19 protein-coding genes are annotated in these 21,257 nt (G+C 50.6%); 12 read left to right on the top strand and 7 right to left on the bottom strand.

Annotation, left to right across the window (positions count from 1 at the left end; genetic code table 11):
* Positions 1-37 precede the first annotated feature (37 nt).
* The 3 genes from FGS84_RS31020 to FGS84_RS22370 form a co-directional block, all read right to left on the bottom strand.
* A complete protein-coding gene (locus FGS84_RS31020) occupies positions 38-493 on the bottom strand; it encodes a hypothetical protein (protein WP_171042697.1) in 456 nt (151 codons plus the stop codon).
* Between the two features lie 360 nt (positions 494-853).
* A complete protein-coding gene (locus FGS84_RS22375) occupies positions 854-1,279 on the bottom strand; it encodes an SRPBCC family protein (RefSeq protein ID WP_138310529.1) in 426 nt (141 codons plus the stop codon).
* An 87-nt stretch (positions 1,280-1,366) separates the two neighbouring features.
* On the bottom strand, positions 1,367-2,383 hold the full coding sequence (locus FGS84_RS22370) for an NADH:flavin oxidoreductase (RefSeq protein WP_138310528.1): 1,017 nt from the start codon (positions 2,381-2,383) through the stop codon (positions 1,367-1,369).
* A 109-nt stretch (positions 2,384-2,492) separates the two neighbouring features.
* Here FGS84_RS22370 and FGS84_RS22365 point away from each other — a divergent pair, with 109 nt between their 5' ends.
* Together FGS84_RS22365 and FGS84_RS22360 are read left to right on the top strand one after the other, a co-directional pair.
* Positions 2,493-2,843: a helix-turn-helix domain-containing protein gene (locus FGS84_RS22365; RefSeq protein ID WP_227146101.1), complete on the top strand. Its 351-nt coding sequence runs from the start codon at positions 2,493-2,495 to the stop codon at positions 2,841-2,843.
* Positions 2,844-2,931: 88 nt separating this feature from the next.
* Positions 2,932-4,248, top strand: a complete 1,317-nt coding sequence (locus FGS84_RS22360; RefSeq protein ID WP_138310555.1) for a replication-associated recombination protein A — start codon at positions 2,932-2,934, stop codon at positions 4,246-4,248.
* Between the two features lie 8 nt (positions 4,249-4,256).
* Here FGS84_RS22360 and FGS84_RS22355 read toward each other — a convergent pair whose 3' ends face one another.
* The gene (locus tag FGS84_RS22355) at positions 4,257-5,360 is read right to left on the bottom strand and encodes a Xaa-Pro peptidase family protein (RefSeq protein WP_138310527.1); all 1,104 of its coding nucleotides are present in this window, start codon (positions 5,358-5,360) and stop codon (positions 4,257-4,259) included.
* A gap of 223 nt (positions 5,361-5,583) precedes the next feature.
* Between FGS84_RS22355 and FGS84_RS22350 the strand changes: the two genes are divergently transcribed.
* Positions 5,584-6,558: a uroporphyrinogen decarboxylase family protein gene (locus FGS84_RS22350; protein ID WP_138310526.1), complete on the top strand. Its 975-nt coding sequence runs from the start codon at positions 5,584-5,586 to the stop codon at positions 6,556-6,558.
* A gap of 56 nt (positions 6,559-6,614) precedes the next feature.
* Here the strand turns inward: FGS84_RS22350 and FGS84_RS22345 are convergent, their stop codons facing one another.
* Positions 6,615-7,277, bottom strand: a complete 663-nt coding sequence (locus tag FGS84_RS22345; protein ID WP_138310525.1) for a GntR family transcriptional regulator — start codon at positions 7,275-7,277, stop codon at positions 6,615-6,617.
* A 177-nt stretch (positions 7,278-7,454) separates the two neighbouring features.
* On the opposite strand from FGS84_RS22345, the gene FGS84_RS22340 reads away from it, so the two are divergent.
* From FGS84_RS22340 to FGS84_RS22310, 7 genes are all read left to right on the top strand, one after another.
* Complete coding sequence (locus FGS84_RS22340) at positions 7,455-8,414, top strand: ABC transporter permease (protein ID WP_138310524.1); 960 nt, start codon at positions 7,455-7,457, stop codon at positions 8,412-8,414.
* The gene (locus tag FGS84_RS22335; RefSeq protein WP_138310523.1) at positions 8,407-9,321 is read left to right on the top strand and encodes an ABC transporter permease; all 915 of its coding nucleotides are present in this window, start codon (positions 8,407-8,409) and stop codon (positions 9,319-9,321) included. The genes FGS84_RS22340 and FGS84_RS22335 overlap by 8 nt, the downstream gene beginning before the upstream one ends.
* A gap of 63 nt (positions 9,322-9,384) precedes the next feature.
* Complete coding sequence (locus FGS84_RS22330) at positions 9,385-11,070, top strand: peptide ABC transporter substrate-binding protein (RefSeq protein WP_138310522.1); 1,686 nt, start codon at positions 9,385-9,387, stop codon at positions 11,068-11,070.
* Positions 11,071-11,130: 60 nt separating this feature from the next.
* On the top strand, positions 11,131-12,120 hold the full coding sequence (locus tag FGS84_RS22325; protein ID WP_138310521.1) for an ABC transporter ATP-binding protein: 990 nt from the start codon (positions 11,131-11,133) through the stop codon (positions 12,118-12,120).
* Positions 12,117-13,094, top strand: a complete 978-nt coding sequence (locus FGS84_RS22320) for a dipeptide ABC transporter ATP-binding protein (RefSeq protein ID WP_138310520.1) — start codon at positions 12,117-12,119, stop codon at positions 13,092-13,094. Before FGS84_RS22325 ends, FGS84_RS22320 begins: the two co-directional genes overlap by 4 nt.
* 41 nt (positions 13,095-13,135) lie before the next feature.
* Positions 13,136-14,530 carry a Sapep family Mn(2+)-dependent dipeptidase gene (locus tag FGS84_RS22315; RefSeq protein WP_138310519.1) on the top strand — a complete coding sequence of 465 codons (1,395 nt, stop codon included), beginning with the start codon at positions 13,136-13,138 and terminating at the stop codon, positions 14,528-14,530.
* A 143-nt stretch (positions 14,531-14,673) separates the two neighbouring features.
* Positions 14,674-15,462 carry an SIMPL domain-containing protein gene (locus FGS84_RS22310; protein ID WP_138310518.1) on the top strand — a complete coding sequence of 263 codons (789 nt, stop codon included), beginning with the start codon at positions 14,674-14,676 and terminating at the stop codon, positions 15,460-15,462.
* Positions 15,463-15,636: 174 nt separating this feature from the next.
* Here the strand turns inward: FGS84_RS22310 and FGS84_RS22305 are convergent, their stop codons facing one another.
* Positions 15,637-16,998 carry an MATE family efflux transporter gene (locus FGS84_RS22305; RefSeq protein WP_138310517.1) on the bottom strand — a complete coding sequence of 454 codons (1,362 nt, stop codon included), beginning with the start codon at positions 16,996-16,998 and terminating at the stop codon, positions 15,637-15,639.
* A 175-nt stretch (positions 16,999-17,173) separates the two neighbouring features.
* Between FGS84_RS22305 and FGS84_RS22300 the strand changes: the two genes are divergently transcribed.
* Positions 17,174-18,625, top strand: coding sequence for a glutamate synthase-related protein (locus FGS84_RS22300; protein ID WP_138310516.1), 1,452 nt, complete (start codon positions 17,174-17,176; stop codon positions 18,623-18,625).
* Positions 18,626-18,631: 6 nt separating this feature from the next.
* Here the strand turns inward: FGS84_RS22300 and FGS84_RS22295 are convergent, their stop codons facing one another.
* Complete coding sequence (locus tag FGS84_RS22295; protein ID WP_347563869.1) at positions 18,632-19,180, bottom strand: ferritin family protein; 549 nt, start codon at positions 19,178-19,180, stop codon at positions 18,632-18,634.
* A 734-nt stretch (positions 19,181-19,914) separates the two neighbouring features.
* On the opposite strand from FGS84_RS22295, the gene aspS reads away from it, so the two are divergent.
* Entirely contained in the window at positions 19,915-21,246 is a 1,332-nt protein-coding gene (aspS, locus tag FGS84_RS22285) for an aspartate--tRNA(Asn) ligase (RefSeq protein ID WP_138310514.1), read from the top strand.
* The last annotated feature ends 11 nt before the right edge of the window (positions 21,247-21,257 follow it).

Genomic DNA, 21,257 nt, shown 5'->3' with positions numbered 1-21,257 from the left:
TGCCTGACGCCATCCTCCGCGGTTATTCCTCTGTCATTTATTTAGCCATAGCAGCTTTATCCGGACGCCCCATCCATTCATAATACTTACACCATTCATCTAATGAATGCAGGGGAATTGAGACATTATTTACCATGGCCGACGATGTAATTGTATCAGGGTCCAGAGAACAGTCGTGGTCAATTCCGTCATGAACGATAACAAATCCAGCCATTATGTCAATATCCACGCCATCTATCGTATATTCAAGGAAGTGCCTTGTTTTATACCGCGCATTTGGATTTTTTGGAGACAGGGCGCCGAATTGCTGCATAAGTTCTTTTACACGGGGGACGTCTTTTTCTGATATCAGAAGGTCGATATCATGAAAATCATCTGTTTTTCCATTGAGATACAGCAATAGAGAGGCGCCCACGGCCCAGGTGACCCCTGCGCTGTTAAATTCCTGTCCGATGTCAGATAATACAAGCAGTTTGTCATCTATCGTTTTCATATGAAAGCCCCCTCAAATCCATTCTGAAAAATGGTATTTTAATTTAATATCCTTAAATCAGGTATTCTATGTTACGCATAATATAAAAGTACTAACTTCATACTTAATAATCAGGGCATATTTGGAAGTTCATTGTCTGTCCTAAGGAATCCGCCAGAGGTACCCGCCTTAGGACCACTTTAGGATAAAGTACACCCCGCTTTGCGATATATTTGGCTTAAGTTCAGTCGGAACAGCCCATTACGCCTCCTTCACCGGGACCAAATATCCTGCAAAGTGAGCCTCGCATCTGACGTAAAAGCAATCTTCAAACACGACCTGGTCATTCACTATTTAGATATTATACAAAACTGAAAGTTGTCAATTGAGAAATTTCTTTAAATCTGTTATAAATTGCGTCTGCGCTTTTTTCAAATATGTTTGTTCAAATACGCTTTTACCAATGGGTCTCATTGAAAGTTTTTTCGCTGTTACACACGCTGTAAAGTCGATTTCTGTTTCATTGCCATTGGACGCACTGGTTTTGGACGCAAATACAACAGCCCAGTGACCTTTTGTATGGCTGTTTTCCACATCAAGCTCCCAACGTCTGAACGGTTCAACCACAGTAACCGTAAAGGTTGTTGGGTAGCCATTGGGGGAATATTCTATAAACTGCTTTCCATCTATCAATTCTGTTCTGCTCACATCACTTCTCCATGTGTGATAACGCTCAACTGCTAATACGGTTTCCCATACTTTATGGATATCGCATTGGATAATAACCTTTATATTAGATGTTGTCATATTCAATTCCTCCTTTCAAAACTAAATTCCAGCCTCTTTCTTATAGAATACACTATAAATTGCTGACTATCAATCTTAACCTGCTCTCTATAGGCCGCTCTGGTTTAAGGCCAAAGCTGCCTGCTTTGCCCAGTGGGAGTTTTTTAAAATGGCGCGTCCAATACCTATCATATCTGCTTTTCCTGTTTGCAGCAGCCTTTCCGCTGTCTCTGCTTCTGTAATGCCTCCTGTAAGGATAACAGGAATGCGGACGGCATTTTTTATGGGAGCAGAAAGTTCACTAAAATATCCCTGCTGTTTTACTGTTGGATTTATATATGAGCAGAAACCACCTGAAATATCTAATAAATCAACACCGGCTTTTTCAAATTCCTGGCAGGCAGATACACTGTCCCGGATGGTTATCCCTCCCTCTATATAGTCACAAGCTCCAAGACGTAAAGCGATGGGATAGGAACTGCCTACTTGCTTACGGACAGCCCTGATAATTTCTAAATGAAGTCTGATTCTGCCCTGAAGTGTATTTCCTGTATATTGATCCAGCCTTTTATTTGTTAACGGAGAAAAAAATTGATTCAACAGGTATCCATGCGCCGAGTGTATTTCCACACCGTCGAACCCGGCTTTTTTCACTCTTAATGCTGCCTTTGCAAAATCATTCACCACTTTATCAATATCGCGTTGCGTCATTTCACTGGGCAGCATATCATGTGTTTTAATCCCGGGTATTTGTATGGAACTTGCGCTTAAAAGCCTGCAACCGGTTATTGCTGTTTGGGTCGCTCCGCCGGCATGGCTGATTTGCGCAAAGACGGGTGTATCGTTATTGTGAATAACAGCTGCTATTTTTTTCAATCCCTCTATATCATCATCTTCAGAAACAGACAGCTGGCTGTTGCCGGCTTTTCCCTCCTGATTTACAAAACAATGTTCTGCGATAATCAAACCAATATATCCGCCTCTGGATTTTTCGTCATAATATTGGCAAAGCTTCTCTGTTGCCTGGCCTGTCTGGTCAGCTTTAGCGGTTGCCATGGGCGGCATCACCAGACGATTCTTTAGTTCAATCTTTTTTATTTTTATCGGTGTGTTCATTAAACTCATAAAAATTGCCTCCTGCAAATTTGATATTGTGTAATATTATTATACTGTGTTATAGTAAAAAAGAAAGAACACACATTTTTGATAGATACTATCTAAAAGGAGAGTTAAGGTGGCGGGAGATAAGGATTTTTGTAAAGAGGTAAATGTAAAACCATTTGCATATGCCATTTCATTAATTAACGGAAAATGGAAAATGCATATTCTGTTTTGGCTATGGAAAAAGGAGGTTCTCCGATACAGCGAATTAAAACGCGCATTGGGAAGCGTGACGCATAAAATGCTGAGCAGCCAATTAAAAGAACTGGAAACCAGCGGAATTATCATTCGTACCGAATATCCGCAGGTTCCGCCCAAGGTTGAATATTCACTTTCTGCAATAGGGCAGAGTATGATGCCGATTCTGCAGTCGCTTTGCAAGTGGGGAACGGAGAATATTCCGGATGATTGGGAAATGCAGTAAAATCAGAGTGAAACGTAATCGTATCCAATTTATTTATATTCATTACAATTACAGCACAACCCATTTCTGAAAGGAGGGGTAAAAGGTGATGGAACAGATGTCATTATTCGACGACAGAGAAGTATACAATCCCCTGGCCAGCAGACTGCGCCCGGATGACCTGGACGGATTTGTGGGGCAGGAACATCTTTTGGGAAGGGGGAAGCTGCTGCGCCAGCTCATAGAGCAGGACAAAATTCCGTCTATGATTTTCTGGGGACCTCCCGGTGTGGGCAAGACCACCCTGGCCGGAATCATAGCCAAACGGACCAATGCCCAGTTCATCAATTTCAGCGCTGTTACCAGCGGCATCAAAGAAATTAAGGAGGTCATGGCCCGGGCTGAAAACAGCCGGAGAATGGGAATCAAGACCCTTGTATTTGTGGACGAGATACACCGCTTCAACAAGGCACAGCAGGATGCGTTCCTGCCTTATGTGGAAAAAGGAAGCATTATACTGATAGGGGCCACCACGGAGAATCCCTCTTTTGAGATAAACAGCGCCCTTTTGTCACGGTGCAGGGTGTTTGTGCTCCAGGCATTGACGCAGGACGACCTGGCCCGCCTTATTAAGATGGCGCTGACGAGCACAAAAGGACTGGGCTATCTGAATGTGGAAATCACGGATGATATGGTTGATATGATTGCCGGGTTTGCAGACGGGGATGCCAGGACCGCCCTGAATACGCTGGAGATGGCAGTGACAAACGGGGTAATCAGCCCGGATAAGACCACGGTTACAGAGGATGTGCTGAAGCAGTGTATCGGTAAAAAGAGCCTTTTGTACGATAAGAAGGGGGAAGAACACTATAACCTTATATCCGCACTCCACAAGTCCATGCGCAATTCCGACCCGGATGCAGCTGTTTACTGGCTGGCGCGTATGCTGGAGGCAGGGGAGGACCCGCTGTATGTGGCCCGCAGGCTGGTCCGTTTTGCCAGCGAGGACATAGGTATGGCGGACAGCCAGGCGCTGACGCTGGCGGTGTCTGCTTACCAGGCATGTCATTTCCTGGGAATGCCTGAATGCAATGTACATCTCAGCCACACCGTGATTTACCTGTCCATGGCGCCCAAGTCCAACTCTGCCTATACGGCCTATGAATCCGCCAGGACAGATGCCCAGGACATGCTGTCTGAGCCGGTTCCCCTTACCATACGCAATGCCCCCACCGGGCTGATGAGGGACCTGCATTACGGTGACGGCTACGTATATGCCCACGATACAAAGGAAAAACTGGCGCGGATGCAGTGCCTGCCGGATTCACTGGCCGGAAGGGAATATTACCATCCCACGGACCAGGGGGCGGAGGAACCGATAAAGGAGCGTCTGGAGGAAATCAAGGCGTGGAAAAAAGGGGAATAGCATTCGCGTCACACAATCATCAGCTCCTTTGTCATGGTATTCAGGGATTCGCAGCCCTTATCAGTAATCACAATTAAATCCTCTATACGGATGCCAAAACGTCCCGGCAGATATATGCCCGGCTCGTTGGAAATCACATTTCCGGTTTCCAGTACACCTTCCCCGCCGGCCGAGGCAAAGGGCGGCTCATGGATATCCAGTCCAATGCCGTGTCCCAGACGGTGGGTGAAGAATGCACCGTAGCCGGCCTGGTCAATGACCCTGCGCCCGGCCAGGTCCATATCCCGGCAGGCCGTACCCGGGGCGGCTGTCCTCAGGACAGCCATGTGGGCTTTTAAGACAATGGAATACACTTCTTTAAATTCATCGGATGCATATCCAACTGCGCAGGTTCTGGTCATATCTGCGTGGTATCCCTTATAGGTCCCGCCAAAATCAAACATTACCGTGTCTCCTGCCTGTATCCTATTATCTGACAGCACAGGATGGGGGGAGGCGCTGCCCGGTCCGCTGGCAATCAGGCCGGGCCCCACTGCGTCAAAGCCCTCTTCCAAACGCAGCTTCATGAGCTGCTCTGACAGCTGACGTTCCGTCTTTCCTTCCAGGCCATGCTCCAGAAGCCTGGTAAACGCCCTTTCTGCCATATCCTGTGCTTTCCTAATCATATCAATCTCTTCCGGCGCCTTGACTTTTCTCAGGGGAATCAGGACACGGTCCGCATTGCTCCACAGAATGCCGGGATACAGTTCCATGAGCCGGAGAAGGGAGCTGCTGAGCATCCTGTTTCCAACGGCTGCTTTTATGTAGGATTTTTTGGAAATGCCAACAGCGGACAGGGCGGAAACCATTTTTACAAACGGGTCCCCGCTGTCTTCCCAGAGAATGGGTTCAGCCTGGCAGACCACCTCCTCCAGATAGTTTTTCTCCATGGCGGGACACAGGAAATAGGAGTCATGCTCAGTAAGGAGCAGGGCAGTCAGACGGTCCGTGGCTGGTTTTGAGTAGCCTGTCAGGTACATAAGGTCAGAGGAAGGCGTGATAACCAACAGGGAGAGGCCGGTGTCCTTCATTAAATTTCTTGCTTTTGCAATACGCTGGTTGTAGATATCCATAAAATTCCCTTTCTCACATTCGAAAATAATCCCTTTGCTGATAATATTATAAAACATATTAAGTTTAGAATATATGTACAAAATTCATGAATTAATTTATTAATAATGTCCAAATAATACAAAATATACTTGACATATGTCTTAACTGATAATATTATTGATAATATCAACGGAGAGAATAATTGATACATACATGCATCAAAAAGGGAAAGGAAGTAACAAAATGGAAACCATGACAAAGAGGGAACGTATCAGAAATGTATTGGAAGGAAAACCAGTGGACAGGACACCTGTAGGATTCTGGCTTCATTTTCCGGAAGACATGCATCATGGTGAGAAAGCCATTGAGGCCCATCTGGACTTTATGAAGGCAACGGATACGGATATCCTGAAAATCATGAATGAAAATATCCTATATGATGGGAATACAAAAATTGAGCGTCTGGGAGACATCAGCAAGTTCAGGGGATTTTCCAGAAAGGACGCCATTTTCCAGGACCAGATGGAAATTATCAAGAGGATTGCCGACAAGGCGAAGGGAGAGTATCCCATTATGTCTACCATCCACGGCCTTATTGCCTCCACCTTCCATGAAACAGGGTTTGCAGGCAATTATACCAGCATGGGATATCAGCTTACCTTATTTTGCAGGGAACGTCCGGCTGAGATGAAACATGTGTTCAGGACAGTGGCGGAAACCCTTATGGAATTTTCAGACTGTTCCCTGGAAGCTGGCGCGGAGGGAATCTTTTATGCGGCCCTGGGAGGGGAGCGGAATTTCTTTACAGATGAGGAATTTGAGGAATTCGTGGCCCCATACGAGAAAATGGTGTACGACCACATCAAAAAGAGCACGGATTTCAATGTGTTACATATATGCAAGAGCAATATTGACTTTAACCGTTATAAGGATTTGCATCCGGCCATTGTAAACTGGGGGATTTACGGAAATGATTACAGCCTTACCAAGGGCGCCGGGCTTTTCAGTGACAGCATCATCCTGGGCGGGTTCCCGGACAGGCACGGAGTCCTGGTAACCGGAACAGAGGAGGAAATCCTTCAGCATACCAGGGAGGTCCTGGAGGAAATGAAGGGGAGGCCGTTCATCGTTGGCTCTGACTGCACCCTTCCGACAGAAATTGCCTATGACCGCATTAAGTGTGTGGTGGACTCGGTGGAGAAACTGGAGCAGAACTAAGGCCGGCAATTCAGCGGCATACATCCGGCATAAAGCCGGCGTACATCCGGCATCCGTCAGGTCGTGATGCCGGTACCCAGCAGTTCGTCTTCCATGAACAGGATATCCTTTTTCAGGTATTCATGGGCGGAGAACATGTCATGCCGTTCCAGACTGTCCACAAAAAAGTCGTGGTAACTGGCCTTGTTGGCGGCAATCACATCCTTCTTCAGGGTGTACAGCTGCGCATAGGCCCGGCGGTAGGTGGTCATGGCCTGTTCCATGGCATTGTTTACCTGCTCGTTGCCTGCCAGGCGCACCACTGTCATGTGAAACTGGTAATTGTTGCGCCAGGCTATCCACAAATCCTTTTTTTCCGGATTTACCAGGCGCACCTGGTTTTGGCGCTTCAGTTCCCCGATGTCGGCCAGGGTGATGTTCTTCATGACCTTGGGGAGGCTGGACAGTTCCAGGTAGAGACGCAGCTCCGTCACATCCCGGACATTCTTGCTGCTGATGGAAGTCACCTGATAGCCGCATCTGGGAATGCTTTTCAGCACATTTTCATGGCAGAGCTGGATTAAGGCTTCCCGGACAGGGGATTTGCTGACCTTGAAGTAGGATATCATCTGGTTTTCCGTGAACAGGGTATCCGGTTTTATTTGGCCCTGGCAGATTAGTTCAATTAACTGCTGGTATACGGTGTCCTTTAGTGATAATTTCGGTGGCTGGTTGTCCATGTATGGCTCCTTTTGCATTGGAATAAGCGGAGGGAGAGAATCGCTTTTAATATTATAATAGGCCAATATAAAAAATTTGGCAACGGATTTTTCAAAATGCAGCAGTTCAGAAAGGGCATTTTCCTGGACGCCTGCCTGAACTGCCGCATCAAAATTTGAAATGAGGAGGATATGCAGATGGAACGATACAGGTACATTGCGAAACGGCTGTTGACAGCAATCCCTACCTTCTTAGGCATCACCATCCTGGTGTATGTGGTGGCTTCCCTGGCGCCCAGCTCGCCCTTGGAAATCCTGTTTAACGACCCCTATGCCACGGCAGAGGAGATGGCAAGGAAGAGCAGGGAACTGGGGCTGGACCAGCCTGTCATCATCCAGTATATCAGATGGCTGGTGCAGCTGCTCCAGGGAAACATGGGAATGTCCATCCGGACCAACGGACAGGTGCTGGATATGATACTGGAGCGGATAGGCCCCACGCTGATTCTTACGGGAAGCGCTATGGCCCTGACCATCATCATTGCCCTGCCGCTGGGAATCATGTCGGCTTATAAGCCCTACTCAGGCTGGGATTATATTTCGTCGGGACTGTCATTCATCGGGTCCGCTATGCCCAACTTTTTTGCGGGACTGGTGCTGATTTACTTCTTCTGCATCAAGGTGAAGCTGTTTCCCACCTCCGGTATGTACGACACCTCCGGAGTCAGGACCTGGCCCATGTTCTTCCACCACCTGGTGCTTCCGGCCGTGGTTCTGGCCATCCAGCAGATTGGAAGCCTGATACGCCAGTGCAGAGGCTCCATGCTGGAAGTACTCCAGGATGATTATGTGCGCACGGCCAGGGCAAAGGGGCTTCATGAACCGTCGGTGCTGGTGCGCCATGCGCTGCGCAATGCATGGATTCCTCTGGTATCCTGGTTCGGCATGCAGATTCCCTTCCTCATAGGCGGGGCAGTGGTCACAGAGCAGATATTCGGCTGGCCCGGTCTGGGAAGCCTGATGGTCCAGTCCATCAATGCCAGGGACTATCCTGTTATTATGGGCATCACGGTGGTGATTGCCATTGTGGTACTTTTGGGCAACCTGCTGGTGGACCTGGTGTACGGACTGCTGGATCCCAGGATACGTTATGACTAAGAAGAAGGAAGGTGAGAACATGAAACAGGATGAAAGATTAAAGGATATTCCGGCAAATTCTTATTTTCATGACGTACTTCAGAGATTTTGCGCCCATAAACCGGCCATGATAAGCGCCTTTGTACTGACTTTGGAAATCATACTGGTTATTGCCCTGCCCTACATACTTCATCTGGACCCCTATACATCGGATTACGAGGTGATGTTTGGCTCTGCGCCCAGCGCCCTGCATCTGCTGGGGACAGACGACATCGGCAGGGACATCTTTGCCAGGTTTATTTACGGAGGACGGGTATCCCTGAGCGTGGGTATCATATCCGCGGTTATCAGCATGGCGGTGGGCGTGCCTCTGGGACTTTTGGCAGGTTATTACAGGGGAATTGCCGAGACGCTGATTATGCGCTGCGCGGATGTGTTCATGTCATTTCCGGCCATGGTGCTGATTCTGGTGCTGGTATCCGTGCTGGGGCCCTCTGTGGCAACGGTTACCATAGTTATCGGCGTCCTGGGCTGGCCCAAGTTTGCAAGGCTTATTTACGGAAATGTGCTTTCGGCCAGGGAACAGGATTATGTGGAGGCGGCCAGGGCCATCGGCACAAAGGACGGCACCATTCTGACAAAATACATACTGCCCAATACATTTGCACCGGTGCTTATTTCCTTTACATTCCGTGCAGCCCAGGCCATTATTACGGAATCAGCCCTGAGCTTTCTGGGAATGGGAGTCCAGGCGCCGCAGGCATCCTGGGGAAACATCCTCTATGATGCCCAGTCCATCAGCGTGCTTTCCCAGAGACCGTGGCTCTGGTTTCCGCCTGGCCTGGCCCTGCTGATTACCGTGCTCTGCATCAATTTCCTGGGAGACGGGGCCAGGGATGCCCTGGATACCAAGATGGTCATCAAATAAATTTGGAGTAATAAGTTGAAAATCAACGCCGCAAAGGCTTGAATTAAAAAGGAGGATATAGTAATGAGAAAACGTTCAACAAAAATGACAGCTCTTGCCCTGTGCCTTATGATGGCGCTGTCCGGCTGTTCAGCACCTTCAGCGCCCAGCGATACCAAGGCGCCTGCAGCAACCGCAGCAGGAACAGCCGCAGAGGGCGGGGATGCAAAGGCAGAGGGAAATGCCCAGGAGAATACGGCCGGCCAGGAGCAGAAAATTGTGACCATGGCCATGACGGCGCCATGGGATACCCTGATTCCCTTTAATACCACCAACGCCAACACGGACGCTGTGCTGGAACTGATTTTTGACAAGCTGATAGTGGTAAAGGCAGACGGCTCTTTTAAGCCGCGTCTGGCGGACTCCTGGTCCATGGATGATGAGACTCATACCAAGATTACATTTAACCTGAACAAGAACGCCAAGTGGCATGACGGCCAGCCTGTGACAGCAGACGATGTGGTATACACAGCAATGCTCATGTCCGACCCTGACATCAGCGTGGCCCGCCGTTCCAAGGTAGCTCCCTTTGCAGGTACAGAGGACGGAATCCGCGTGGAGGGAGAGGAGTTCGGCGTGAAGGCCATTGACGCCAACACCGTGGAATTTACGCTTAAGGACCCCACCAACCTGGATTATATGCTGGACATTATGTTCCGCGATTTTTACATCCTGCCGAAGCACTGCCTGGAGGATATTCCTGCAGGGGACATGCTGGCAGCTGATTTCTGGAAGGCTCCCATTGGTTCCGGCCCATGTATCTATGAGTCCGAGATATCCGGCGAGCGCGTGGAATTCACAGCCAATAAGGATTACTACATAAATGCCCCTGAATTTGACCGTTTTGTGGTTAAAATTGTACCTGCATCCAATCTGCTGTCCGGCCTGATGAACGGGGAGATTGATATTGTGGCAGGCGCTGGTATCGGAAATATTCCGCTGAATGACTGGGATATGGCGCAGCAGCAGGAGAACCTGACCACAGAGGCAGTGGAATCCCTGGGTTACCAGTATCTTTCCTGCAACACCAAGAATATTCCCCAGGAAGTACGCCAGGCAGTGAACATGGCCATTAACCGCGACGCCCTGGTCAATAACCTGATGAAGGGCGAAGGCGTACCGGCTCCCGGTCCCCTGGCTCCAAGCCACAGATATTTCAATGAAGCGCTTCTTCCCATCCCTTATGACGTGGACAAGGCAAAACAGATGGTGGAGGACGCCGGATTTGATACCAGCAAGACCTACCGTCTCAACGTGTCAAAGGGCAACGAGGTGCGTGAAAAATCAGCTCCCATGATTCAGCAGGACCTTGCCAAGATTGGCATTAACGTGGAAATCATCACCACAGACCACCCAACCCTGCTGTCCACAGCAAGGAAAGGCGAGTATGACTTTGCGCTGATTGGCTCCGGCGGTTCACCGGACCCGGGCGAGAGCGTGATGAACGTGACACCTGGCCATCTGAACAACTTTTCCCAGAATGAGGACCCGTCCCTGGGCGAGGTGGGAAGAAAGGGCCTGAACCAGTTCAGCTTTGAGGAGAGAAAGCCATTCTACGATGAATACCAGATGATGCTCAGGGAGCAGTGCCCCTTTGTATGGCTTTATTTCCAGAAAGACCTGGTTGCCTACAACAAGAAAATCTCCAATGTATGCTTTGAGGATTACAGCCTTTTGAACCGTTCCGTCTGGGAATGGCATGTAGAATAGTCATTACGCAGCACAGGCACCGGGATATTCCCGGTGCCGGCCCTGCAAAGGAGGTAGAATATGGCACAGCCATTATTAGAGGTTAAACATTTAAAGACACAGTTCAGGACCAAAAGGGGGACTGTGACTGCCGTGGACGATGTGAGCTTTTCCGTAAACGAGGGAGACACCCTGGGCATTGTCGGGGAATCCGGCTGCGGCAAGAGCGTCACTTCCCTGTCCATCCTGCAGCTGCTGCCCCATGCAGTGGGTTCTGTGGCAGGCGGTGAAATCCTTTATAAGGGCGAGGATATTGCCAAAAAAGGGAATAAGGAGATGTGCCGGATAAGAGGCAGGGAGATATCCATGATATTCCAGGACTCCATGACATCCCTGAATCCTGTGCTCACCATTGGAAGACAGCTGGAGGAAACCATCTCCGTACACAGCAGCCTTTCTAAGGATGAGATTAAAAGGCAGGCCCTGGATATCCTTACAAAGGTTGGTGTCTCTTCTCCGGAGCAGAGGCTGAAGGAATTCCCCCATCAGCTGTCAGGGGGAATGAGGCAGAGGGTCATGATTGCCATGGCGCTGTCATGCAATCCCTCCCTTCTGATTGCAGACGAGCCCACCACTGCGCTGGACGTTACCATCCAGGCCCAGATTATCGACCTGATGGTGGAGCTTAAGAAGAAAATCAATGCTTCCATCATTCTTATCACCCATGACATGGGCGTGGTGGCTGAGATGGCCGACTACATCATGGTCATGTACGCCGGCAAGGTTATGGAGTACGGCAGTGCCAGACAGATATTCAAGGAGGCCATGCATCCTTATACACAGGGCCTTTTAGCTTCCATACCCCGCCTTGACAAGGATTCGGACCGCCTGTTCTCCATTGACGGTACGGTGCCGTCCCTGGACAGGATGCCAAAGGGGTGCAGGTTCTGCGCCCGCTGTCTCTATTCCATGGACAAATGCAGGGAGCACCAGCCGCCGGTGTATATCACGGATGACGGACACAAGGTGAGCTGCTGGAAGTATGAGAATCTTAAGGAGGAAAAGGCATGAGCAGCAATGAGACAATCCTGGAAGTCAAAGATTTAAAGAAATACTTTTTCTCCGGCAAGAGACGAAGGGGAAAGGAGCCAAGGGCGGTAAAGGCCCTGGACGGCGTCAGCTTTTCCATGGAGTACGGGGAGACACTGGGAGTGGTGGGAGAGTCGGGCTGCGGCAAGTCCACCCTGGGCAGGACCATTCTGCGTCTTCACGAACCAACGGAGGGGCAGGTGGTTTACCGGGGAAACAATCTGGCAGGATACGGCAAGGAAGAGATGCGCCAGATGCGCAGGGAACTCCAAATCATTTTCCAGGACCCCTATTCCTCCCTGAATCCGCGTATGACGGTCAGGGAACTGATTTGTGCCCCATTGGATGTATTTGCCATGGGAACAAAGGAGGAAAAGGAGGCCAGGGTAATCCAAATCATGGATAAGGTGGGACTTCCGCTGGAATTCATGAACCGCTATCCCCATGAGTTTTCAGGCGGACAGCGCCAGAGAATCGTCATTGCCAGGGCGTTGGTGCTGAATCCCAGATTTGTGGTGTGCGACGAGCCGGTATCGGCCCTGGATGTGTCGGTCCGGGCCCAGGTGCTGAACCTGATGATGGACCTTCAGAAGGAGCTGGATTTGACCTATCTGTTCATTTCCCATGACCTGAGCGTGGTGCGGTATATCTGTGACCGCATCATGGTCATGTATCTGGGAAATGTAATGGAAATTGCGGACAAGAAGGCGCTGTATGAGGATGCAAGGCATCCCTACACCCAGGCCCTTCTTTCAGCCATCCCCATTCCTGATATGGATATCCAGTACAATAAAATCCACCTGGAGGGGGATGTACCCAGCCCCTTTAATCCGCCCCAGGGATGCCGGTTCCACACCAGATGCCGTTATGCCACGGAAAAATGCCGCACCCAGGTGCCGGAATTAAAGGATGTGGGGGACAGGCATTTTGTGGCCTGTCATCTGTATGACGAATAAACGCGCCGTCCGAACGGCCACAAATAGAGGGAAGTAAGAATATGGATGTAAAAGAATGGGTATTGGACCAGAGAGACAATATGCTGGATACTGCCATGGAGCTAATGAAAATCCGCAGTGTCAGCGAACCGGGAACAGGGGAACATCCCTACGGGGAGGGCTGCGCCTTGGTATTGGACAGGGCCCTGGAGATTGGACGGAGCATGGGATTTGAGACGGAAAACCATGGCTACCACTGCGGAAGCATCCTTATGCCGGGCAGGACGGGGAAGGAAATCGGCATGTTCGTCCATCTGGATGTGGTGCATGAGGGAAACGGATGGAGTACAGACCCCTACGTACCCGTGGTGAAGGACGGGTGGCTGTACGGCCGGGGAAGTGCGGACAACAAGGGGCCTGCCGCTGCCGCGCTCTACAGCATGAAATATCTGAAGGAGCAGGGAATACGGCTGGAGCACACCATACGGCTGTATCTGGGATGCAGTGAGGAACGGGGGATGGAGGATATTGAGTACTACACCTCCCATTATCCTACTCCGGAGTTCTCTTTTACGCCGGACGCTTCCTTTCCTGTCTGCTACGGGGAAAAGGGAATTCTGGAAGGGGAATTTTCATGCGGGATTCCGGAGGGCCATGGGGCCATGTTTTCCGCCGGGGTGGCATCCAATGCAGTTCCGGCAGAGGCCCGGGTATACCTGGACCAGGTTGCCTGTGAGACGGTCAGGGCCTATGTGGACAGCCTGGAGAACCGGCAGGATTTTACAGTGTCGGACAATGGCGGCATCCTGGTAAAGGCCTCAGGAAAGACTGCCCACGCTGCCTTTCCTGAGGGGTCTGACAGTGCGGCCGTGAAGCTGGCCCATATGCTGGCAGGAGCTCCCTTTCTGACAGAAGAGGAAAGGACCTGCTTCCGGTTTCTGGACCAGGGATTTGCGGATTATTATGGGGAAGGAATGAACCTCCGGTTTGAGGATTCCCTGTCCGGCAGGCTTACCCTGGTGGGAGGCATGGCCCGGACAGAAAGGGGAAGGTTCATCCAGAATTTCAATATCCGCTATCCGGTAACAGCGGATGCGGCATCCCTGGTGGAGCAGATGAGCGCAGCAGCCAGGCAATACGGCTGGATACTGGACTGGAGCCGGGATAACCCGCCCTGTGTCATTGACCCGGAAAGCCCGGTGGTAAAGGAGCTGACCGCCCTGTGCAGCCAGGTGCTGGGGACAGAGGACAAAGCCTACTCCATGGGCGGAGGCACCTATGCCAGGAAGCTGCCTAATGCAGTTGCCTTTGGACCGGGTATCAGGGGACAGAAAAAGCCCTGCCCTCCCGGACACGGCGGAGGCCACCAGCCCGATGAGTGTGTGAGGATTGAGAACCTTACCAATGCCATGGTGATATACATTGAAGCCCTTAAACGGCTGGATGCCTTGATATAGGTATGATGAAGCCCCTATTTTGACCGTAAATATTAAGAAAGCCGTTAGGTCTCTTTCAACTCTTACGTGCTATACTAAGACCATCACATCCTGCGCAGGGCGCGCAGGTTTGTAAGAACATGTCAAAGGAGGTTTGTGAGGGATTGGAAGAGAACAAGGAGAAAAAGGAAAGGGCAGGTTTCCCGGCCCAGGGCAGGTCCGTGCTTATCGCGCTTATTGCCACAATTGGAGCCATTATCTGCGTCAGCATCTTTACCGGCGGACTGGTGAATTATAAGAAGAGCGGCGGAGGAAGCGGAATCACTGCAACCGGTTCAGCCAGCTGTGATTTTGAATCGGACCTGATAGTGTGGAGAGGCAGCTTTTCGGTTCATGGGAACACGCCAAAGGATGCCTATGCCATTATCAAAAAGGATGCGGAACTGGTAAGGCGGTATCTGGAGGAAAACCAGGTGGCGGAGGATGAGATGATATTCAGCTCCGTGAATATTTCCCAGACCTATACGTCCCGATACGACGATGAGGGCAGGTACCTGGGAGATGAGCCGGAGGGATATGACCTGACTCAGAGCCTGACGGTATCATCCTACGATATTGACAAGGTGGAGAATATCTCCAGGGACATCACCAAGCTGATTGAATCAGGAGTGGAGTTTGAGTCCAATCTGCCGGAATATTATTACACCAAGCTGGATGAGGTAAAGCTGGACCTGATTGAAAAGGCCACTGCTAATGCAAAGGAGCGCATCGACATCATGTCCGCCGGCTCAGGAGCAAAGGCAGGCAAGCTGTTAAGCGCCACCTTGGGCGTGTTCCAGATTACGGCCAAGAATTCCGGGTCGGAATCCTACAGCTACGACGGGTACCTGGATACCAGCTCCAGGTACAAGACTGCCAATATTACGGTAAGACTGAATTATGCGGCAGAGTAGGGAATAAAATGGAAGTACAAGATTAAGAAACACAGCAGCACAGCAGAGAGACGGGCCGTCCGGGAACAGTTTACATTCCCGGACAGCCCGCTTTTTGTCTGTGAGTTATATGGATTTAAATCAGCATGCGGACTTAAATCAGCATCCGCAATCATATGGCTCATCCGGCCGCCGTCAGGCGGCAGGCTGTCCCAGGGGCTTTATCTTATCCAGATAAATCTTGCGGAACAGGACGGAACTGAGCACCACGGAGGTGATTTCAGCCAGAGGCAGGGAGAACCACACTGCGTGCAGCCCAAAGGATTGGGCAAAGAACCAGGCCAGGGGGAGGATACATACCAGCTGTCTGGCCACGGATATAATCAGGCTGTATACGCCGTTGCCCAGGGCCTGGAATACAGAGCCTACGATGATGCAGTAACCTGCAAACAGGAAGCTGAGGCTGATGATGCGGAGTGCGGGGACGCCGATGGACAGCATTTCCTCGTCTGCCTGGAAGAGCAGCAGCAGCTGGGGCGTCATGAGATGGAACACCAACAGTCCGGCGAGCATGATGCCGACTGCAATGCCGATGCTCAGGCGGACCGTCTCCATGATGCGCTTTTTGCTGCGCGCCCCGTAGTTATAGGCTACAATGGGTATCATACCGTTGTTCAGTCCGAATATCGGCATGAAGATAAAGCTCTGAAGCTTGAAATACACTCCGAATACAGCGACGGCTGTCTCAGAAAATCCAATCAGAATCTTGTTCATTCCAAAGGTCATGACAGAGCTGATGGACTGCATGATGATGGAGGGCACGCCCACCTGGTAGATAACAGAAATAGTCTTCCGGTTAGGGGTAAATCCCCTGAAACTGATGCGCACATCCTTGTTTTTGGTATGGTTCAGTGCAAGGGCCAGGAACATGGCCACAATCTGGCCGAATACAGTGGCTGCTGCAGCACCCTGAATTCCCATCGCAGGCACTCCGAACAGGCCGAAGATAAGAATGGGGTCCAGTATGATATTGATGATGGCGCCGGTGCCCTGTGTAATCATACAGTAAAAGGTCTGGCCTGTGGACTGGAGAATCCTTTCAAACATCATTTCCCCAAAGAGCCCGAAACTGAAGAGGCAGACAATCTGAAGATACTGTACGCCGTATTCAATGATGACCGGATTGGTTGTCTGGCTTTCAAAGAACAGCCTGGCGCCGAACAGGCCGAAGACTGCAAAGGCCAGGAAGCTTAAGAAGGCCAGGAACAGCCCGTTGACAGCAGCCAGGTTGGCAGCCTTGGGATTTTTCTCCCCCAGGGAACGGGACAGCAGGGCGTTGACACCCACACAGGTACCGGCAGACACCGCAATCAGCAGGTTCTGGATGGGAAATGCCATGGATACTGCGGTCAGGGCAGCCTGGTTAATCATGGATACAAACACGCTGTCCACGATATTGTACAGGGCCTGTACCAGCATAGAGATAATCATGGGCAGGGACATGGATATCAGCAGTTTATTAATGGGCATGACACCCATCTTGTTTTCTTGGGACATTGTATAGCGACTTCCTTTCTCGTTTGTGCATGAAAGATATTGTAACATTATTTATACAGGTAAGTCAATGATATATGAAGGTATAAAACACTGGACATTGCAGTGTGTTTGTGCTATATTTAAAATAGTAATAATTACTATTATTAAAGGTAAACCAAGAGAAGGGGGAAACAGAATGGCAGTATACCGTTGCAGATTTTGTGGTTCTATTTATGACGAGGAAAAGGAGGGGGTGCCGGTATCTGATTTAAAGGTCTGTCCCGTGTGCATGGTCACGGCTGACAAGCTGGTGAAGACTGAGGACGGAGACAGGAACCCGGAGAATGGGAAGGGGATGGAGGCGCCGGCCAAAAAGGAAGAGGCTCAGGAAAAATGTGAAGGCTGCGGCGCCGGTACGGGCGAGGCAGAGGCCTATGACCCGGAGTATGCCAGGACCCAGACCGATGCCCGCTATATGGACGAGATTCACGAGATGGCGGTGAAGGGACAGTCCATCATTGCTGCCATGGGAACACAGATGCCCATGCCGGGCTGGGACGATATCCTGTTTCTGGGCGCCCAGCTGAATCCCATGCCATTGGATGAACATGCCCCGGTAAAGACCGAAACCATTATAGGAAAACATGCGGCCAAGCCCATGGTCCTGGACCATCCTGTTTATATTTCCCACATGTCCTTTGGAGCTCTTTCCAGGGAGGCAAAGACAGCGCTGTCCAGGGGAAGCGCCATGGTCCGCACCGCCATGTGCTCCGGCGAGGGAGGCATACTGCCGGAGGAAAAAGCAGCAGCCTATAAGTATATATTTGAATACGTGCCCAACCAGTATAGTGTCACTGACCAGAACCTGAGGGATGCGGACGCCATAGAGATAAAAATCGGACAGGGCACAAAGCCCGGTATGGGCGGCCATCTTCCGGGAGGCAAGGTGACGCCGGAGATTGCCGCCATAAGGAATAAACCTCTGGGCCAGGATGTTATCAGCCCGTCGCGTTTTCCAGGCATTGATACCAAAGAGGATTTGAAAGCCCTGGTGGACAGACTGCGTTTTGTGTCCGGGGGACGGCCCATTGGCATTAAGATAGCAGCGGGAAGGATTGAGAAGGATTTGGAATTCTGCGTCTATGGGGGACCGGATTTCATTACCATAGACGGAAGGGGAGGCGCAACCGGTGCCAGTCCCAGGATTATCAGGGACTCCACCAGCGTGCCCACGGTTTATGCCCTTTACAGGGCCAGGAAATATCTGGACCAGGCGGGGTGCGACGCCCAGCTGGTGGTAACAGGCGGTCTGCGGGTATCCTCTGATTTTGCAAAGGCGCTGGCCATGGGAGCGGACGCGGTTGCGGTTGCATCCGCTGCATTGATGGCAGCAGCCTGCCAGCAGTACCGCATATGCGGCACAGGTATGTGCCCCGTAGGAGTGGCAACCCAGGACGCAAAGCTGCGCAGCCGCTTAAGGGAGGACGCAGCTGCGCAGAGAGTGGCTAATTTCCTCAGGGTATCCCTGGAAGAGATTAAGACATTTGCCAGGATTACAGGGCATGACGACATTCACCACATGGATGTGGACGATTTGTGCACCATCAGCAGGGAGATATCGGAGTATACGAATATACGCCATGCGTAAGGCTGTTCAGGAACAATACGCTCCGTAGACCTTTTCAAAAATCTCCACGTGCAGCCGTTCATCCAAAATAATGCGCCGTAAATTCTCTGTGATATTTTCATCCCGTATGTAGGAAATCTGGTGCTGATATTTGCTGATGGCTGCCTTTTCACCGTCAATGACATTGCGCATCAGTGCCCCCAGGTCTTCGGGATACTGGTTGTAGCTGGGGGACCAGTATATCTTCTTGCATCCGTGCTGTGTCCACAGCCGCGGTTCCTCCCCCAGCTGCTGCGCCAATGTTCCGAATATTTCCAGGTGATGCATTTCCACAATACTGACCTTGTGAAATACGGCGCTGATATCGGGATTGTACCCGGTAATCAGCTGGTTGAAGATATAGAGAGATATGGCGGACATCTCTGAATTGCTTCCGCCTATGTTGTCCAACATCACCCTTGCATAGGCCGGATTTCCGGATTCAGCCTTGATGGGCGGATAGGGTACATCGGAGGAATAATGAAAATCATGGATGGATAACATCATGAGCTCCTTTATGTGTATAGTAATTTCCATATAGCATTTTATGAGGGAGAGAGCAAAACTATGACACCCATTGACCTATCATGTCCTGTTTTCCGGCCCTGCCATAGGACGGCGGCTGACACTTTCAATTGTTACAATAAATATTCAGACATGTATGAATTTATGGTTAAATTATCTAAAATTCTTCCCGGAGAAATATTTGCCCTTGACTTTGAATCCGCGATGTACTATTTTAGTAAATAAATAATCAACAGCAATGAAAGAGACTCTGGCCTGAGAAATGTGACAGGAAGGGGGCGTCACCGACTGAGAGCGCCGCCAGGCAGGACTGGGCTAAGGGAACACTCTGGAGCTGGTATATCGAAGCGGTCAGGGACTGAACCGGAGGCTGCCGGGCAGGACGCGGCTGATAGTAGGTATATCCGTTGTACACGTTACGTACATAGAGAGGAGAGCTGGAAACGTATGGCAGTGTGATACGGGACCAGGTCTCAATGCGGGTGGTACCGCGGGAAATGTCTGAAGTAAATCCCGTCCCGGAATGCAGTTACTGTGTTCCGGGGCGTTTTTTTGTTTGTGGGCCAGACAGCCGGCTTGTGTCCATGGAGAAGAGAATGAACCGGAACCGAAACACAGATGTCAAGTGCTCATAGCGAATCACTGCACTAGGCAGTCAAAATACGCCTGCCAAGTGCCAGTGATATGCATCGCACTAGACATCTTAAAACACAGATGTCAAGTGCTCATAGCGAGGAGAGAGTGCCATGGAATTTATCAGCGGAGTTAAGGAGAAGAAGGTCCTGGATATCAGGGAAGTGCTTGCAGGGGATTATGAGGGCAGGGATATACGGATGAACGGAGCGGTTCACACCATACGCCATATGGGGGAGGTGGCTTTCGTCATTCTGCGCAAGTCCCAGGGACTGGTGCAGTGCGTGTACGAGGCAGGGGTTACGGATTTTGATATCAGGGAATTGAAGGAAGAGAGCGCCGTGGAGGTGAGGGGGACTCTAAGGGCCGAGGAACGGGCACCCCATGGATTTGAGATACGGCTGAAGGAAATACAGGTGCTGTCCCAGCCGGCAGAGCCCCTTCCCCTGGCTGTCAGCAAATGGAAGTTAAACACGTCCCTGGAGACAAAGCTCTCCCTGCGTCCCATTTCCCTGCGCAATGTGCGGGAACGGGCCAAATTCAAGATTCAGGAGGGTATTGTAAGAGGATTCAGGGATTATCTTGCCGGACAGGGCTTTACGGAGATACGTACCCCCAAAATCGTGGCAAGAGGGGCAGAGGGCGGCTCCAATGTTTTTAAGCTGGAGTATTTTAATAAGAAGGCGGAGCTGGGACAGAGTCCCCAGTTCTATAAGCAGACCATGGTGGGAGTGTACGACAGGGTATTTGAGGCAGCCCCGGTGTTCCGCGCTGAAAAGCATAATACCACCCGCCATCTCAACGAATATACAAGCCTGGATTTTGAGATGGGATATATTGACAGTTTCCGGGATGTGATGGATATGGAGACAGGAATGCTCCAGCATGTTATGAGGCTGCTGGAGCAGGAGTATAAACAGGAGCTGGATATGCTGGGAGTGACCCTGCCGGAGGTGGGACGGATTCCCGCTGTCCGCTTTGACCAGGCCAAGGAGCTTGTGTCCCGCAGGTATGACAGGAGGATACGCAATCCCTATGATTTGGAGCCGGAGGAGGAACTGCTCATAGGGCGGTATTTCCGGGAAGAGTACGGCAGCGATTTTGTGTTTGTTACCCATTATCCGTCTAAAAAGCGGCCGTTCTACGCAATGGATGACCCGGCAGACCCCAAATTCACACTGAGTTTTGACCTTTTGTTCCGCGGACTGGAGGTGACCACGGGCGGACAGAGGATTCACGATTACAAGGAAATAACAGCCAAGATGGAGAAGCGGGGCATGAATCCAGAGGATATTGCTTCCTATCTGATGATTTTCAAATACGGTATGCCGCCCCACGGCGGACTGGGCATTGGCCTGGAACGCCTTACCATGAGGCTTCTGGATGAGCAGAATGTCAGGGAAGCCGCATTGTTCCCAAGGGATGTGAACAGGCTGGAGCCATAGGAACAGGAATA

Source organism: Clostridium sp. 1001271st1 H5 (genome assembly GCF_005845215.1).
In the GTDB taxonomy this organism is placed as follows: domain Bacteria; phylum Bacillota; class Clostridia; order Lachnospirales; family Lachnospiraceae; genus Enterocloster.
This window is presented reverse-complemented; position numbering and strand designations above follow the sequence as displayed.

Bases quoted from the DNA above. Each gene is read 5' to 3' on its own strand.
- FGS84_RS22330 (WP_138310522.1), top strand. From the start codon at position 9,385: ATGAGAAAACGTTCAACAAAAATGACAGCTCTTGCCCTGTGCCTTATG.
- FGS84_RS22325 (WP_138310521.1), top strand. From the start codon at position 11,131: ATGGCACAGCCATTATTAGAGGTTAAACATTTAAAGACACAGTTCAGG.
- FGS84_RS22350 (WP_138310526.1), top strand. From the start codon at position 5,584: ATGGAAACCATGACAAAGAGGGAACGTATCAGAAATGTATTGGAAGGA.
- FGS84_RS22295 (WP_347563869.1), bottom strand. From the start codon at position 19,180: ATGGAAATTACTATACACATAAAGGAGCTCATGATGTTATCCATCCAT.
- FGS84_RS22305 (WP_138310517.1), bottom strand. From the start codon at position 16,998: ATGTCCCAAGAAAACAAGATGGGTGTCATGCCCATTAATAAACTGCTG.
- FGS84_RS22345 (WP_138310525.1), bottom strand. From the start codon at position 7,277: ATGGACAACCAGCCACCGAAATTATCACTAAAGGACACCGTATACCAG.
- FGS84_RS22370 (WP_138310528.1), bottom strand. From the start codon at position 2,383: ATGAGTTTAATGAACACACCGATAAAAATAAAAAAGATTGAACTAAAG.
- FGS84_RS22315 (WP_138310519.1), top strand. From the start codon at position 13,136: ATGGATGTAAAAGAATGGGTATTGGACCAGAGAGACAATATGCTGGAT.
- aspS (WP_138310514.1), top strand. From the start codon at position 19,915: ATGGAATTTATCAGCGGAGTTAAGGAGAAGAAGGTCCTGGATATCAGG.
- FGS84_RS31020 (WP_171042697.1), bottom strand. From the start codon at position 493: ATGAAAACGATAGATGACAAACTGCTTGTATTATCTGACATCGGACAG.
- FGS84_RS22375 (WP_138310529.1), bottom strand. From the start codon at position 1,279: ATGACAACATCTAATATAAAGGTTATTATCCAATGCGATATCCATAAA.
- FGS84_RS22340 (WP_138310524.1), top strand. From the start codon at position 7,455: ATGGAACGATACAGGTACATTGCGAAACGGCTGTTGACAGCAATCCCT.
- FGS84_RS22335 (WP_138310523.1), top strand. From the start codon at position 8,407: ATGACTAAGAAGAAGGAAGGTGAGAACATGAAACAGGATGAAAGATTA.
- FGS84_RS22300 (WP_138310516.1), top strand. From the start codon at position 17,174: ATGGCAGTATACCGTTGCAGATTTTGTGGTTCTATTTATGACGAGGAA.
- FGS84_RS22360 (WP_138310555.1), top strand. From the start codon at position 2,932: ATGGAACAGATGTCATTATTCGACGACAGAGAAGTATACAATCCCCTG.
- FGS84_RS22320 (WP_138310520.1), top strand. From the start codon at position 12,117: ATGAGCAGCAATGAGACAATCCTGGAAGTCAAAGATTTAAAGAAATAC.
- FGS84_RS22355 (WP_138310527.1), bottom strand. From the start codon at position 5,360: ATGGATATCTACAACCAGCGTATTGCAAAAGCAAGAAATTTAATGAAG.